Source organism: Variovorax sp. J31P179 (assembly GCF_030316985.1).
GTDB classification, from domain to species: Bacteria; Pseudomonadota; Gammaproteobacteria; order Burkholderiales; family Burkholderiaceae_C; genus Variovorax; species Variovorax ginsengisoli_B.
The window spans coordinates 515,557-529,387 of sequence record NZ_JASZYL010000003.1; the positions used below are offsets into that span (position 1 = coordinate 515,557).

Consider the following 13,831-nt stretch of genomic DNA (forward strand, 5'->3'; position numbering starts at 1 on the left):
GAAATGTCCATCGTAGAAGTCAAGGTTCCCCAGTTGTCCGAGTCCGTGGCCGAAGCCACCATGCTCCAGTGGAAGAAGAAAGCCGGCGATGCCGTCGCCATCGATGAAATCCTGATCGAGATCGAGACCGACAAGGTCGTGCTCGAAGTGCCGGCCCCCGCGGCGGGCGTGCTGGCCGAGATCGTCCAGGGCGACGGTGCCACCGTCACCGCCGAGCAGTTGATCGCCCGGATCGACACCGAAGGCAAGGCGGGCGCCGCCGCGCCTGCCGCCGCCGCACCGGCCGCCGCGCCGGCCGCGGCCCCCGCGCCGGCTGCGGCCGCAGCCGCTGCCACCGGCGGCTCGAAGTCCGACGTCGCGATGCCGGCGGCCGCCAAGCTGCTGGCGGACAACAAGCTGAGCACCGGTGACGTTGCCGGGACCGGCCGCGATGGCCGCGTCACCAAGGGCGACGTGCTCGGCGCCGTGGCGGCCGGCACCACCGCGAAGGTGGCGGCACCCGTGCCCGTGCCGACCGGCGCGCCCAAGGCGGCGCTGCCGCAGGTTGCTGCGCCGACCCGCGCGCCCGACCTCGGCGACCGTCCGGAAGAGCGCGTGCCGATGAGCCGCCTGCGCGCGCGCATCGCCGAGCGCCTGCTGCAATCGCAGTCGAGCAATGCCATCCTGACCACCTTCAACGAAGTCAACATGGCCCCGGTCATGGAGATGCGCAAGAAGTTCCAGGATGCGTTCACCAAGGAGCACGGCGTCAAGATCGGCTTCATGAGCTTCTTCGTGAAGGCCGCGGTGCATGCGCTCAAGAAGTACCCGGTGATCAACGCCTCGGTCGACGGCAACGACATCGTCTACCACGGCTACTTCGACATCGGCATCGCGGTCGGTTCGCCGCGCGGCCTGGTGGTGCCGATCCTGCGCAACGCCGACCAGATGAGCTTCGCCGACATCGAGAAGAAGATCGCCGAGTTCGGCCAGAAGGCCAAGGACGGCAAGCTGGGCATCGAAGAGATGACCGGCGGCACCTTCTCGATCTCCAACGGCGGCACCTTCGGCTCGATGCTGTCGACCCCGATCATCAACCCGCCGCAGTCGGCCATCCTTGGCGTGCATGCGACCAAGGACCGCGCGGTGGTCGAGAACGGCCAGGTCGTCGTTCGCCCGATGAACTACCTCGCGATGAGCTACGACCACCGCATCATCGACGGCCGCGAAGCCGTGCTGGGCCTGGTCGCCATGAAGGAAGCGCTGGAAGATCCGTCGCGCCTCCTGTTCGACATCTGAGGAGCACCGGATGTCTGACAAGCAATTCGACGTCGTCGTCATCGGCGGCGGCCCCGGCGGCTACGTGGCTGCGATCCGCGCGGCACAGCTCGGCTTCAACGTGGCCTGCATCGACGAGTGGAAGAACGCCAAGGGCGGTCCCGCCCTCGGCGGCACCTGCACCAACATCGGTTGCATTCCCTCGAAGGCGCTGCTGCAGTCGTCGGAGCACTACGAGCACGCCGGCCACAGCTTCGCCGACCATGGCATCAAGGTCGAGGGCCTGGGCCTTGACGTCGCCAAGATGCTGTCCCGCAAGGACACCGTCGTGAAGCAGAACAACGACGGCATCGTCTACCTGTTCAAGAAGAACAAGGTCGCGTTCTTCCATGGCCGCGGCTCGTTCGTGAAGGCCTCCGACGCCGGCTACGAAATCAAGGTCGAGGGGGCTGCCGAAGAGAGCATCACCGCCAAGCAGGTCATCGTCGCGACCGGCTCCAATGCGCGTCCCTTGCCCGGCGCACCGTTCGACGAGGAGAACATCCTCTCGAACGACGGCGCGCTGCGCATCGGCGCCGTGCCGAAGAAGCTGGCGCTGATCGGCTCCGGCGTGATCGGCCTCGAAATGGGCTCGGTCTGGCGCCGCCTCGGAGCCGAGGTCACGGTGCTCGAAGCGCTGCCGACCTTCCTGGGCGCGGTCGACGAGCAGATCGCCAAGGAGGCGCTCAAGGCCTTCACCAAGCAGAACCTCAAGATCGAGCTCGGCGTCAAGGTCGGCGAGGTCAAGTCGGGCAAAAAGGGCGTCTCGATCGCCTACACCGACGCCAAGGGCGGCGCGCAGTCGCTCGAGGTCGACAAGCTGATCGTCTCGATCGGCCGCGTGCCCAACACCATCGGCCTCAATGCCGAAGCAGTGGGCCTGAAGCTCGACGAGCGCGGCGCCATCGAGGTCGACGAAGAGTGCCGCACCAACCTGCCCGGCGTCTGGGCCATCGGCGACGTGGTGCGTGGCCCGATGCTCGCGCACAAGGCCGAGGAAGAGGGCGTGGCGGTGGCCGAGCGCATGGCCGGCCAGCACGGGCACGTCAACTTCAACACGATTCCCTGGGTGATCTATACCTCCCCGGAAATCGCCTGGGTCGGCCAGACCGAGCAGCAGCTCAAGGCCAGCGGCCGGGCCTACAAGGCCGGCACCTTCCCGTTCCTCGCGAACGGTCGGGCGCGTGCATTGGGCGACACCACCGGCATGGTCAAGTTCCTGGCCGATGCGGCCACCGACGAGATCCTCGGCGTCCACATGGTCGGACCGATGGTGAGCGAGCTGATCTCCGAAGCCGTGGTGGCGATGGAGTTCAAGGCCAGCGCCGAAGACATCGCGCGCATCTGCCACGCCCATCCGTCGCTGTCCGAGGCGACGAAGGAAGCGGCCCTTGCCGTCGACAAGCGCACGCTGAACTTCTGAGTTCGTGACTACTGTCAGGCAGGCGTACGACGCGGAGCTGGCTGCGCGGGGTTACCAAAGCGACCCCGCGCAGCTGCGCGCCGTGGAAGCCCTCGACCGCTGCGCGCGCGAGTGGGGCGAGTACAAGGCGCAGCGTTCCAACGCCTTCAAGAAGCTGATCAACCGGCCGGAGATTCCGCGCGGGGTCTACATGTACGGCGGCGTCGGGCGCGGCAAGAGCTTCCTGATGGACTGCTTCTACAACGCGGTCCCGCTCAGGCGCAAGACGCGGCTGCACTTCCATGAGTTCATGCGCGAGGTCCATCGCGAGCTGGCCGAGCTGCAGGGCACGGTCAACCCGCTGGACGAGCTGGGCCTGCGGATTTCCAAGCGCTACAAGCTGATCTGCTTCGACGAGTTCCATGTCGCCGACATCACCGATGCGATGATCCTGCACCGGCTGCTGGCGGCGTTGTTCGAGAACGGCGTGGGCTTCGTCACCACCTCCAACTTCAAGCCGGACGACCTCTACCCGGGCGGCCTGCACCGCGACCGGATCCTGCCGGCGATCGCGCTGCTCAACCAGCGGCTGGAGGTGCTCAGCGTCGACAACGGCACCGACTACCGGCGCCGCACGCTCGAGCAGGTGCGTCTCTACCTGACGCCCAACGGCGCCGCGGCCGACAAGGAGATGCGCAAGGCCTTCGAGCGGCTGGCCGAGAGCGCCGACGAGAATCCGGTGCTGCACATCGAGTCGCGCGAGATCCATGCCCGGCGCAAGGCCGGGGGCGTGGTCTGGTTCGACTTCAAGACGCTGTGCGGCGGTCCGCGCTCGCAGAACGACTACCTCGAGATCGCGACCCAGTTCCACACCGTGCTGCTCTCCGACGTGCCGTACATGCCGGTGCGGATGGCCTCTGAAGCACGTCGTTTCACATGGCTGGTCGACGTGTTCTACGATCGGCGCGTGAAACTGATCATGTCCGCCGAGGTCCCGCCCGAGGCGTTGTATACCGAAGGGCCCCTGGCCCATGAATTTCCTCGCACCGTGTCGCGGCTCAACGAGATGCAATCGACCGAGTTCCTGGCGCTGGAGCGGCGCACCGTCGACACCCGCCTCACATGAAGAACATCGTCCTTGCCTTGCTGTTCGGTCTTGCCGCAGTGCCGCTCTGGGCGCAGTCGAGCGCGACCGCCGCCGGCGCCGACATCGATGTCGAGCGCGCCCGCCTGGCCGAGGAGCGCAAGGCGATCAGCGCCCGCTACGATGCCGACCGGGCCGCCTGCTACAAGAAGTTCGCGGTCGAGGGCTGCCTGCAGGAAAGCCGGCAGCGCCGCCGCGTGGCCACCGACGACGTCAAGCGCCAGGAAGCAGAGATCAATGACCTGGAGCGCAAGCGCCGCGGCGCGGCGGCACTCGACAAGCTCGACGAAAAGGGCAGCAGTGCGCGCGCCAAGGAGGCCGATGCAAAGCGCGAGGAGTCGCTGAAGTCGCAGCAGGATCGCGAGCAGCGCGCCGCCGACCATGCGGCCGGCCGCACCCAGGCAGCCAGCGAAGCGGCCGAGAAGCAGCGCCAGTTCGACGACAAGCAGCGTGCCCATGCCGAGGAGCAGGCGAAGGCGGCGCGCCGCCGCGCCGAAGCGCCGGCTGCACGCCAGGCCTACGAAGACAAGCAGCGGCAGGCCGACCAGCATCGGGCGGACAACCAGAAGCGAAACGCCGACCGGACCAAGCCGCGCTCGGCGCCCCTGCCCGATCCGGGGACCGCGGCCAACCCGGCCGCGACGCCTACTCGTCCTTAGGCAGGTCCTCGAGCTTCACGACGACGATCGAGATGTTGTCGCCGCCGCCGTGGGCGCGTCTGCGGGCTTCGGCGACCAGCAGTTCGACGGCTTCGCGCGGTGGCTTCTCGGCCAGCAGTTCGCCCATCTCGATCGGGCTGAAGTAGTGCCATAGGCCGTCGCTGCAGGCCATCAGCACGTCGCCGGCCTTCAGGCGCGGAATCAGGTGGACGTCGACCGGGGGCGGGGTCGACTTCATGCCGAGGCAGCCGAGCAGGATGTTGCCCTGGGGATGCACGCTGGCCTCGTCCTCGTCGATTTCGCCGCGGTCCACCAGCACCTGCACGTAGGAGTGGTCCTTGGTGCGCTTGACCAGCCGGCCGTGGTGGAAGTGGTAGATGCGGGAGTCGCCCGCGTGGATCCAGGCGCAGTCGCCCTCCGGGTTCATGAGGAAGGCCGCCAGCGTGCTGTGCGGCTCCTGCTCGCTGGACACCGCCGTGAGCTTGATCACGGTGTGGGCGTCCTCGAGCAGCTGGCGCAGCATGCCGACGGGTTCGTCGCGCCCGGGCTTGTAGCGGGAGAAGAGCTGGCGCGCGGTCAGCAGCACCTGGTCGGAGGCCTTGCGTCCGCCGCTGCGCCCGCCCATGCCGTCGGCGATGACCGCCAGCACGCAGCCCGGCACGCGGGGGTGGGTGACGACCAGGACCTGGTCTTGCTGGTAGGGGCGGTCTCCCTTGTGGAGACCGGTGGCGGCGGCGAGTCGAAAGCCTCGGGTCATGTGGCGCTGCTGCGCCGATGGCGCGGTTCTTGTTGTGAGGGTGCTGACGGAACGAAGACGTATTATCGAGCGAACACAGGCGCCGGCCGGACCGTCGCCGCTTCGCTTTTTTGACTGCGTGCCCTTGGACTCCAATCTTCACTCATTTTCCCGCCAGCTGATCGAACTTCGGATCGAGCATGCCGACCTCGATGCCACGATCGACCGGCTGGGCGACGTCGTGCCGCAGGACGAACTGCTGCTGCGGCGGCTGAAGAAGAGGCGGCTGGCGCTGCGCGACCAGATCGCGCGTCTGGTCGACCTGCTCGACCCCCAAGAGCCCGCCTGATGCCGCTCGAACAAGAAGTGCGCGAGGTCTTCGCGCAAGGCGGGGTGCTCTCGCATGCCGCCGACCAGTTCCGGGAGCGCGAGGGACAGACCCAGATGGCGCTGGCGGTGGCGCGCACCATCGAACAAGGCGGCGTGCTGGTGGTCGAGGCCGGCACCGGCGTCGGCAAGACTTTTTCGTACCTGGTGCCGGCGCTGCTGAGCGGCGAGCGGGTGCTGCTGTCGACCGCCACCAAGACGCTGCAGGACCAGCTCTTCGGTCGCGACCTGCCGCGGCTGGTCACGGCGCTGGGCCTGCCGGTGCGCACCGCGCTGCTCAAGGGCCGGGCCAGCTACCTCTGCCTGCACCGGCTCGACCTCGCGCGCCACGACGCCTCGCTGCCGGAGCGCGGCTCGCTGCGCACGCTGGCCAAGATCGAGCAGTGGTCCAAGGCCACCCGCACCGGTGACCTGGCCGAGCTGCCGGGGCTGGACGAGCGCTCGCCGCTGATTCCGCTGGTCACGTCGACGCGCGACAACTGCCTCGGCGCGCAGTGTCCGCAGTTCAAGCCCTGCCATGTCAACCTGGCGCGGCGCGAGGCCATGGCGGCCGACGTGGTGGTCATCAACCACCATCTGTTCTTTGCCGACCTGGCGGTGCGCGAATCGGGCATGGCGGAACTGCTGCCGAGCGTGCGGGTGGTGGTGTTCGACGAGGCGCACCAGCTCAACGAGACCGGCGTGCAGTTCCTCGGCGTCCAGCTCGGCACCGGGCAGGCGCTCGATTTCGCCCGCGACATGCTGGCGGCCGGGCTGCAGCAGGCGCGCGGCCTGGTCGACTGGCAGCAGCTGGTGGCGGCGGTGGAGCGCGGCGCCCGCGACCTGCGGCTGGCGGTCGGCAAGCAATGGCCCGGCGCCAAGCTGCGCTGGGCCGGCCCGGCGCCGGAAGGCGTTCCCGCGGCGGCCTGGGAGGAGGCGCTGGGCGCCTTGCAGCAGGCCTTCGCCGACGCGGCGCGCGGCCTCGATACGGTCAGCGAGCTGTCACCCGATTTCGTCCGGCTGCACGACCGGGCGCAGCAGCTTGCACAGCGCGCCGAGCGCTTCGCCGAGGCCTGCGCGCCCGGATCGGTGCGCTGGGTGGATGTGGGCACGCAGCTGCGGCTGGTCGAGTCGCCGCTCGACATCGCCGAGGCGGTGCGGTCGCGCGTGCTCAAGACCGGTGGTGCCGAGCCGGAGGAAGGCGACGACGACGACGCGCAAGGGCGGGCCTGGGTGTTCACCTCGGCGACCCTGGGCGACGACCCAAAGCTGCGCTGGTTCACCGAACCCTGCGGCCTCGAAGACGCCGAAGTGCTCCGGGTCCAGAGCCCCTTCGACTACGCGCGGCAGGCCGCGCTGTTCGTGCCGCGTGTCTTTCCAAAGCCGAACGACCCGGCCCACAGCCAGCAGGTGGCACTGCTGGCGGCACGGGGCGCCGGCGCCCTGGGCGGACGCACGCTGGTCCTGACCACCACCCTGCGCGCGCTGCGCACCATCGGCGACGCGATGAAGTCGCAGTTCGAGCGCCTCGAGGCCGGACAGCGGCCCGAGGTGCTGGTGCAGGGCGAGCTGCCCAAGCGGGTGCTGATGGACCGCTTCCGCGAAGGCGCCAGCGAGGGCCGGGCAGGCTGCGTGCTGGTCGCGTCGGCCTCGTTCTGGGAGGGCTTCGATGCGCCGGGCGATGCGCTGCAGCTGGTGGTGATCGACAAGCTGCCGTTCCCGCCGCCCAACGACCCCTTGGTCGAGGCGCGTTCGCAGCGGCTCGAATCACAAGGGCGAAGCGCCTTCGGGGAGTATTCGCTGCCGGAGGCCGCAGTCTCGCTCAAGCAGGGTGCCGGCCGCCTGATACGGCGCGAATCCGACCAGGGCGTGCTGGTGATCTGCGACACGCGGCTGGTCGCGATGGGCTACGGCAAGCGCCTGCTGGCCGCGCTGCCGCCGATGCGCAGGATCGAGGGCGAGGCCGAACTCGACGCCGAGATCGCCGCGCTCAGGAGATGAACGGCCAGCGGCCTACCAGAGCTTCCACCAGGGATCGTCCTTGGCCCGGAAGCCGCGCGTGAGGTATTCGCTCTGCGGGTAGTTCTTGGTCAGAACGCGCTGGGCGTCGTCGCGCAGGTCGGTCATGCCGAGCTTGTCGTAGGACATGTACATGATGTACAGCGCCTCTTCGAGTGCCGGCACTTCGCGGTAGTCGGACAGCGCCAGCTGGGCGCGGTTGATCGCCGCCAGGTAGGCACCGCGGGTGTAGTAGTAGCGCGCCACGTGCACTTCATACTGCGCCAGCGAATTGACGATGTAATTCATGCGCAGCCGCGCGTCGGGCGTGTAGCGCGACTCGGGGAAGCGGGTCACCAGTTCCTTGAACGACTCGAAGGATTCCTTGGCCGCCTTCTGGTCGCGCTCGGACAGGTCCTGGCGGGTCATCCACGAGAACAGCCCGAGGTCGTCGTTGAAGTTGATCACGCCCTTGAGGTAGAGCGCGTAGTCGATCGCCGGGCTGGCCGGGTGCAGCTTCATGAAGCGGTCGAGGGTGGCGATCGCCGGCACCTTGTCGCCGGCCTTCCATTGGGCGTAGGCCTTGTCCAGCTGGGCCTGCTGCGCGAGCGGGGTGCCGGCGGCGCGGCCTTCGAGTTTCTCGAGCAGCGGAACGGCCTTGTCGTAGGCGCCGGAGTTCGATTCGTCCTTGGCTTCGGAGTAGATCCGGTTGGGGCTCCAGTTCGCGGTCTTGTCGGCTTCGGTCGTCGAGCAGCCGGCCACCAGCCACGCTGCGGCGCACAAGGCCAGCCAGCCGGGGACGACCGATAATTTGGCGCGAAACATCAGATAAGGCTTTCGTGAAACAGTTGCCCTCGATTATATCGGCCGACCCCCTGGCGGACGCCCCTGAGGCGGCCGACCACGACGAGGGCGTGGAGCTCTCCGCCGCCAGCGAAGTCCGCGCCTTCATGATCGGCCCCGCCGAGCATGGCCAGCGGCTCGATCGCGCGCTCGCGGCGCTGGTGCCGGAATTCTCGCGCAGCTACCTGCAGCAGTTGATCGAGGCCGGCATGGTCGAGATCCAGGGGCGGGTGCTGACCAAGGCTTCGGCGACCGTCCATGCCGGGGAGGCCGGGCAGATCGAACTGCGGCCGACGCCGCAGAGCCAGGCCTTCAAGGCCGAGGCCATGGCCCTGGCTGTGCTCTACGAGGACGACCACCTGCGCATCATCGACAAGCCGGTCGGTCTGGTGGTTCATCCGGCGCCGGGCCACTGGAGCGGCACGCTGCTCAACGGCCTGCTGGCGCTCGATCCCCGGGCGGCGCTGCTGCCGCGCGCCGGCATCGTGCACCGGCTCGACCGCGACACCAGCGGCCTGATGGTGGTGGCGCGCAGCCGCCAGGCGATGGATGCCCTGGTGGCGTCGATCGCGGCGCGGGAGGTCAAGCGCCAGTACCTGGCGCTCGCCCACCGCAGCTGGCAGGGGGCTCGCACGCGCCATGTCGACGCCCCGATCGGGCGCGATCCGCGCAACCGGTTGCGCATGGCCGTGGTCGATCTCGAGCGCCATTCGGGCAAGACGGCCCGCACGCTGGTCGAACTGCTCGACGGCACCGAGCAGGGCTGCGCGGTGCGCTGCACGCTCGAAACCGGCCGGACCCACCAGATCCGGGTCCACATGGCGTCGATCGGGCATCCGCTGGTCGGCGACGCGCTCTACGGCGGTGCGCCCGCAGCCGGCCTGACGCGGCAGGCGCTGCATGCCTTCAGGCTCGAATTCGCGCATCCGGTCACGCATGAGCCGATGGCGTTCCGCTCGCCGCCGCCGCCGGACCTGCGTCAGGGTTTCTCCGAGTGGGGGCTGGATTACAATCGCGCCTGACGGTCCCGAGGGCCGCGCCGGCCGCCTGATTGCCGGCTTTGCGTTGCTTTTCGCCGCGTGCCGGCAGCGCCTCCTTCCATCCTTCTGAACTAGCGTCCTCGAGGCGCCTTTTCCTGGATAACGCGAACCATGAATACGGCGGATGCCAAGCGCATTCTCGAAACCGCCTTGATCTGTTCGACCCAGCCGTTGCCGGTGCGCGAACTGCGCGTGCTGTTCGACGACGAACTGGGCGCCGACACGATCAAGTCGCTGTTGCTTGAACTGCAGGAAGACTGGTCGCAGCGCGGCCTGGAGCTCGTGAGCGTGGGCAGTGGCTGGCGCTTCCAGAGCCGGCCCGAACTGCGCGACCACCTCGATCGGCTGCATCCCGAGAAGCCGCCGCGCTACACCCGCGCGGTCCTCGAGACGCTGGCGATCATCGCCTACCGGCAACCGGTCACGCGGGGCGACATGGAGGACATCCGGGGCGTCACGATCAACTCGCTGATCCTGAAGCAGCTCGAAGACCGCAACTGGGTCGAGGTGATCGGCCATCGCGAAACCGTCGGCCGGCCTGCGCTCTACGCGACGACGCGCCAGTTCCTCGACGACCTGGGCCTGGCCTCGCTGGACCAGTTGCCGCTGATCGAGACGCCGGCGCAACAGGGCGCGCTGATCGACGCGCTCGGCCAGGCGGCCGGCGAGGACCAGCCCGCGCTGCCGATCGAGGACCTGCCGGCCGAAACGCTGCTCCTGGCCGAGGTCGAGATCGAGATCGAGGCCGAGGCTGCCGCCCTGACTGCCCCCGAGCCTTTCGACCCCCCCATTCCCGCGCCCGTCGACGCCGAAGCGGCGCCCGACGAGGCCGACACCACCGCCGCCCCTTCCGGAACCCGACCATGAGCCCCATTGATCCTGATGATGCAGCCGCGCTGCCGGCCGACGCCGCTTCCGACGTGCCCGCGGTCGAGACCCCCGTAACGGCAGCCGAAGGCGAGGCCGCGCCGCGCAAGCGTCGCCCCCGCAAGCCCAAGGCGGCCGTCGCCCAGCCGGTCGACGCTCCCGCCGTGGAGGAGGGCGCGGCCGAAGCGGCCGCGCCGGCCACCCTGGCCGCGGCGCCGGAGGCCGTGGCCGTGGCCGAGGTCGTGCCGCCGCCGCAGCCGCTCGCTCCGGTGGTGGCCGCGCCGGTCCCTGTCGCCGGCGCCCGTGACGAGGCGGATGAAGACGAGGAAGAAGACGAGGAAGAGCCGGACGAGGAAGAAGACGACCTCGACCGCGCCCGCCGCGCCGCCGAGCGCGAGCAGCGCAACGCCCCGCCGCCCGAGCCGATCCGCTTCGCCGACGTGATCTCCGGCCAGTTCGACGCCGACGAGGAAAGCCCCGAGGTGCCGCCGCTCAAGCGCGTGCTGCTGCCCGAGGCCGATTCGCCCAAGCTCCACAAGGTGCTGGCGCAGGCCGGCCTGGGCTCGCGGCTCGAAATGGAGCAGCTCATCCTCCAGGGCCGCATCTCGGTCAACAACGAGCCGGCCCACATCGGCCAGCGCATCCAGTACGGCGACCAGGTCAAGATCAATGGCAAGCCGATCCGCTACCGGATCGCGCCGCCGCCGGCGCGCGTCATCGCCTATCACAAGCCGGTCGGCGAGGTCGTCACGCACGACGACCCGCAGAATCGGCCGACCGTGTTCCGCAAGCTGCCGCGCCTGCAGCAGGGCAAGTGGCAGTCGGTCGGCCGCCTCGACCTGAATACCGAAGGCCTGCTGCTGTTCACCAGTTCGGGCGAACTCGCCAACCAGCTGATGCATCCGCGCTTCGGCCTGGAGCGCGAATACGCCGTGCGCGTGCTCGGCGCGCTCAGTGCCGAGGAGAAGAAGCGGCTGCTCGAAGGCGTGCGGCTGGACGACGGCATGGCGCAGTTCGGCACCATCGAGGAGGGCGGCGGCGAAGGCTCCAACTGCTGGTACCGCGTCACCATCTCCGAGGGCCGCAACCGCGAGGTGCGGCGCCTGTTCGAGTCGGTCGGCCATGCCGTCAGCCGGCTGATCCGCATCCGCTACGGCGCGATGGTGCTGCCGCGCGGGCTCAAGCGCGGCGCCTGGATGGAGCTCGACGAGCGCGACATCCAGGCCCTGTTCCAGGCCGCCGGCGGTGGCGGCGAACGCGCCCCCCGGCACGGCAACGGGCCCAAGGGCCAGGGGCCGGGCCAGGACAACGGCGGGCGCAACCGCAATCGCAAGCGCCGCGGCAACCGCAACGGCGGCGCGCAGGGCGACGCCCGCGAATCGATCCCGAATCCGCTGGCCCATGGCCCGGGTGCGCGCCCGGACCGCGGCGGCGGCAAGGGCCCGCCCCAGGGGCGCCGCGGCAACCGTGGCGACCGGCCGCCAGGGCAGGGGCCCGGGCCCGGTCCGCAGGGACGCAGCCGCCCGGGTGACGACCGCGCCCCCGGCGGTGCCAACCAGCCCGATCCGATGAAGACCTCGCTCGGCTACATCGGCACCGACAGCTTCTCGCGCCAGCGCAAGGAGCAGCGCCAGGGCCCGCGTCGCGGTGGACCCGGCGGCGGCGGTGGCGGCGGCGGTGGAAACTTCGGCGGCGGCGGCGGCGGTGGTGGCGGTCGACGCCGCGGCCGCTGAATTCGGCAAAACGGCGCGGCCTTTCGCCCGCCCGCGGCGAGGGAATGCTCCCGCGCCGGTTAAAATCAGAGGCTTTGTCAAGGCTTGCAACCCGCATGTTGCGGCCATGACGGAACTCATTCAGATTCAAGCTCTCAAGAAAGCACTTTCATGGCCATCGAACGCACCCTCTCCATCATCAAGCCCGACGCCGTCGCGAAGAACGTCATCGGCAAGATCGTCTCCCGCTTCGAGGCCGCCGGCCTCAAGATCGTGGCAGCCAAGCTGATCCACCTGTCGCGCAGCGAAGCCGAGCAGTTCTACGCAGTCCACAAGGAGCGTCCCTTCTTCAAGGACCTGGTCGAGTTCATGATCTCCGGCCCGGTGTTCGTGCAGGCGCTCGAAGGCGACAACGCGATCGCCAAGAACCGCGACCTGATGGGCGCCACCGACCCCAAGAAGGCCGCTCCCGGTACCATCCGCGCCGACTTCGCCGACAGCATCGATGCCAACGCGGTGCACGGTTCCGACGCGCCCGAAACGGCCCAGGTCGAGATCGCCTTCTTCTTCGCCGGCCTGAACGTCTACGCCCGCTGAGGGCGAGCCCGCCTGACGCAATGACCACGGCCAACCTGCTCGACTTCGATCTGGAGGGATTGGCCGCGTTCTGCGAACGGCTGGGGGAAAAGCGTTTCCGCGCGACGCAGCTGTTCCGCTGGATCCACCAGCGGGGCGCCAGCGATTTCGCGCAAATGACCGACCTGGCGAAGTCGCTGCGCGAGAAGCTCGCGACCACCGCCCGGGTCGAGGCCCTGCCGGTCATCACGCAGCACGAATCCGCCGACGGCACCATCAAGTGGCTGTTCGACGTCGGCGACGGCAATGCGGTCGAGGCCGTGTTCATTCCCGAGGACGACCGCGGCACGCTGTGCGTGTCGTCGCAGGCCGGCTGCGCCGTCGGCTGCCGCTTCTGTTCGACCGGCCACCAGGGCTTCAGCCGCAATCTCACCACCGGCGAAATCACGGCCCAGCTGTGGTTCGCCGAGCATTTCCTGCGCAAGCACCTGGGCCGCGCCGAGCGCGTGATCTCCAACGTCGTGATGATGGGCATGGGCGAGCCGCTGCAGAACTATGCGGCGCTGGTGCCGGCGCTGCGCACGATGCTCGACGACAACGCCTATGGCCTGTCGCGGCGCCGCGTGACGGTGTCGACTTCGGGCGTGGTGCCGATGATCGACCGGCTCGGCGGCGACTGCCCGGTGGCGCTCGCGGTGTCGCTGCACGCGCCCAACGATGCGCTGCGCGACGACCTCGTGCCGCTCAACCGCAAATACCCCATCGTCGAACTGCTCGAGGCCTGCAAGCGCTACCTCGCGCATGCCCCGCGCGACTTCATCACCTTCGAATACTGCATGCTCGACGGCGTCAACGACCAGCCCGAGCACGCGCGCCAGCTGCTGGAACTCGTGCGTTCGTCCGGCGTGTCCTGCAAGTTCAACCTGATTCCCTTCAACCCATTCCCGGCCTCGGGCCTGCTGCGCTCGCCGCAGCCCCGGGTCCTGGCCTTCGCCAAGGTGCTGAGCGAAGCGGGCATCGTGACCACGGTGCGCAAGACGCGCGGCGACGACATCGATGCCGCCTGCGGACAGCTCGCCGGCGACGTGAAAGACCGCACCCATGCGGCCGAACGGATGGCGCAGCGGCGCACCGTGATCCTGCACCCGGCCTCTCGCCAGGCCGCCACCCCCACTGCCGAGGAGCAATGATC

13 protein-coding genes are annotated in these 13,831 nt (G+C 69.1%); 11 read left to right on the plus strand and 2 right to left on the minus strand.

Going from position 1 to position 13,831, the window contains the following annotated elements; translation table 11 throughout:
- The first annotated feature begins 3 nt into the window (after nucleotides 1-3).
- Genes odhB through QTI17_RS10640 form a run of 4 tightly spaced genes read left to right on the plus strand, consistent with a single transcriptional unit; the run spans nucleotide 4 to nucleotide 4,501 of the window.
- Entirely contained in the window at nucleotides 4-1,278 is a 1,275-nt protein-coding gene (gene odhB / locus QTI17_RS10625) for a 2-oxoglutarate dehydrogenase complex dihydrolipoyllysine-residue succinyltransferase (protein ID WP_286524128.1), read from the plus strand.
- Nucleotides 1,279-1,288: 10 nt separating this feature from the next.
- Nucleotides 1,289-2,719, plus strand: a complete 1,431-nt coding sequence (lpdA, locus tag QTI17_RS10630) for a dihydrolipoyl dehydrogenase (RefSeq protein WP_286533000.1) — start codon at nucleotides 1,289-1,291, stop codon at nucleotides 2,717-2,719.
- A 4-nt stretch (nucleotides 2,720-2,723) separates the two neighbouring features.
- Complete coding sequence (gene zapE / locus QTI17_RS10635; protein ID WP_286507640.1) at nucleotides 2,724-3,824, plus strand: cell division protein ZapE; 1,101 nt, start codon at nucleotides 2,724-2,726, stop codon at nucleotides 3,822-3,824.
- The gene (locus QTI17_RS10640; RefSeq protein WP_286533002.1) at nucleotides 3,821-4,501 is read left to right on the plus strand and encodes a hypothetical protein; all 681 of its coding nucleotides are present in this window, start codon (nucleotides 3,821-3,823) and stop codon (nucleotides 4,499-4,501) included. Before zapE ends, QTI17_RS10640 begins: the two co-directional genes overlap by 4 nt.
- On the opposite strand, the gene QTI17_RS10645 is transcribed toward QTI17_RS10640, so the two are convergent.
- Nucleotides 4,488-5,258 (minus strand): PP2C family protein-serine/threonine phosphatase, encoded by a 771-nt coding sequence (locus QTI17_RS10645; protein ID WP_286533004.1) that lies wholly within the window; start codon nucleotides 5,256-5,258, stop codon nucleotides 4,488-4,490. The genes QTI17_RS10640 and QTI17_RS10645 overlap by 14 nt on opposite strands.
- A gap of 124 nt (nucleotides 5,259-5,382) precedes the next feature.
- Here QTI17_RS10645 and QTI17_RS10650 point away from each other — a divergent pair, with 124 nt between their 5' ends.
- Together QTI17_RS10650 and yoaA are read left to right on the plus strand one after the other, a co-directional pair.
- Nucleotides 5,383-5,586 carry a DUF465 domain-containing protein gene (locus QTI17_RS10650; protein WP_286368180.1) on the plus strand — a complete coding sequence of 68 codons (204 nt, stop codon included), beginning with the start codon at nucleotides 5,383-5,385 and terminating at the stop codon, nucleotides 5,584-5,586.
- Nucleotides 5,586-7,604 (plus strand): DNA repair helicase YoaA, encoded by a 2,019-nt coding sequence (yoaA, locus tag QTI17_RS10655; RefSeq protein WP_286533005.1) that lies wholly within the window; start codon nucleotides 5,586-5,588, stop codon nucleotides 7,602-7,604. The genes QTI17_RS10650 and yoaA overlap by 1 nt, the downstream gene beginning before the upstream one ends.
- A gap of 12 nt (nucleotides 7,605-7,616) precedes the next feature.
- Here the strand turns inward: yoaA and QTI17_RS10660 are convergent, their stop codons facing one another.
- Nucleotides 7,617-8,426, minus strand: a complete 810-nt coding sequence (locus tag QTI17_RS10660) for an outer membrane protein assembly factor BamD (RefSeq protein WP_286533006.1) — start codon at nucleotides 8,424-8,426, stop codon at nucleotides 7,617-7,619.
- A gap of 14 nt (nucleotides 8,427-8,440) precedes the next feature.
- Between QTI17_RS10660 and QTI17_RS10665 the strand changes: the two genes are divergently transcribed.
- The 5 genes from QTI17_RS10665 (at nucleotide 8,441) to rlmN (ending at nucleotide 13,829) form a co-directional block, all read left to right on the plus strand.
- Complete coding sequence (locus QTI17_RS10665; protein ID WP_503011035.1) at nucleotides 8,441-9,466, plus strand: RluA family pseudouridine synthase; 1,026 nt, start codon at nucleotides 8,441-8,443, stop codon at nucleotides 9,464-9,466.
- 129 nt (nucleotides 9,467-9,595) lie between these two features.
- Nucleotides 9,596-10,351, plus strand: coding sequence for an SMC-Scp complex subunit ScpB (gene scpB / locus QTI17_RS10670; RefSeq protein WP_286533007.1), 756 nt, complete (start codon nucleotides 9,596-9,598; stop codon nucleotides 10,349-10,351).
- Nucleotides 10,348-12,084, plus strand: coding sequence for a pseudouridine synthase (locus QTI17_RS10675; protein WP_286533008.1), 1,737 nt, complete (start codon nucleotides 10,348-10,350; stop codon nucleotides 12,082-12,084). Before scpB ends, QTI17_RS10675 begins: the two co-directional genes overlap by 4 nt.
- A gap of 150 nt (nucleotides 12,085-12,234) precedes the next feature.
- Entirely contained in the window at nucleotides 12,235-12,660 is a 426-nt protein-coding gene (gene ndk, locus QTI17_RS10680) for a nucleoside-diphosphate kinase (protein ID WP_286524114.1), read from the plus strand.
- 20 nt (nucleotides 12,661-12,680) lie between these two features.
- The gene (gene rlmN / locus QTI17_RS10685; protein WP_286533010.1) at nucleotides 12,681-13,829 is read left to right on the plus strand and encodes a dual-specificity RNA methyltransferase RlmN; all 1,149 of its coding nucleotides are present in this window, start codon (nucleotides 12,681-12,683) and stop codon (nucleotides 13,827-13,829) included.
- Nucleotides 13,830-13,831 lie beyond the last annotated feature (2 nt).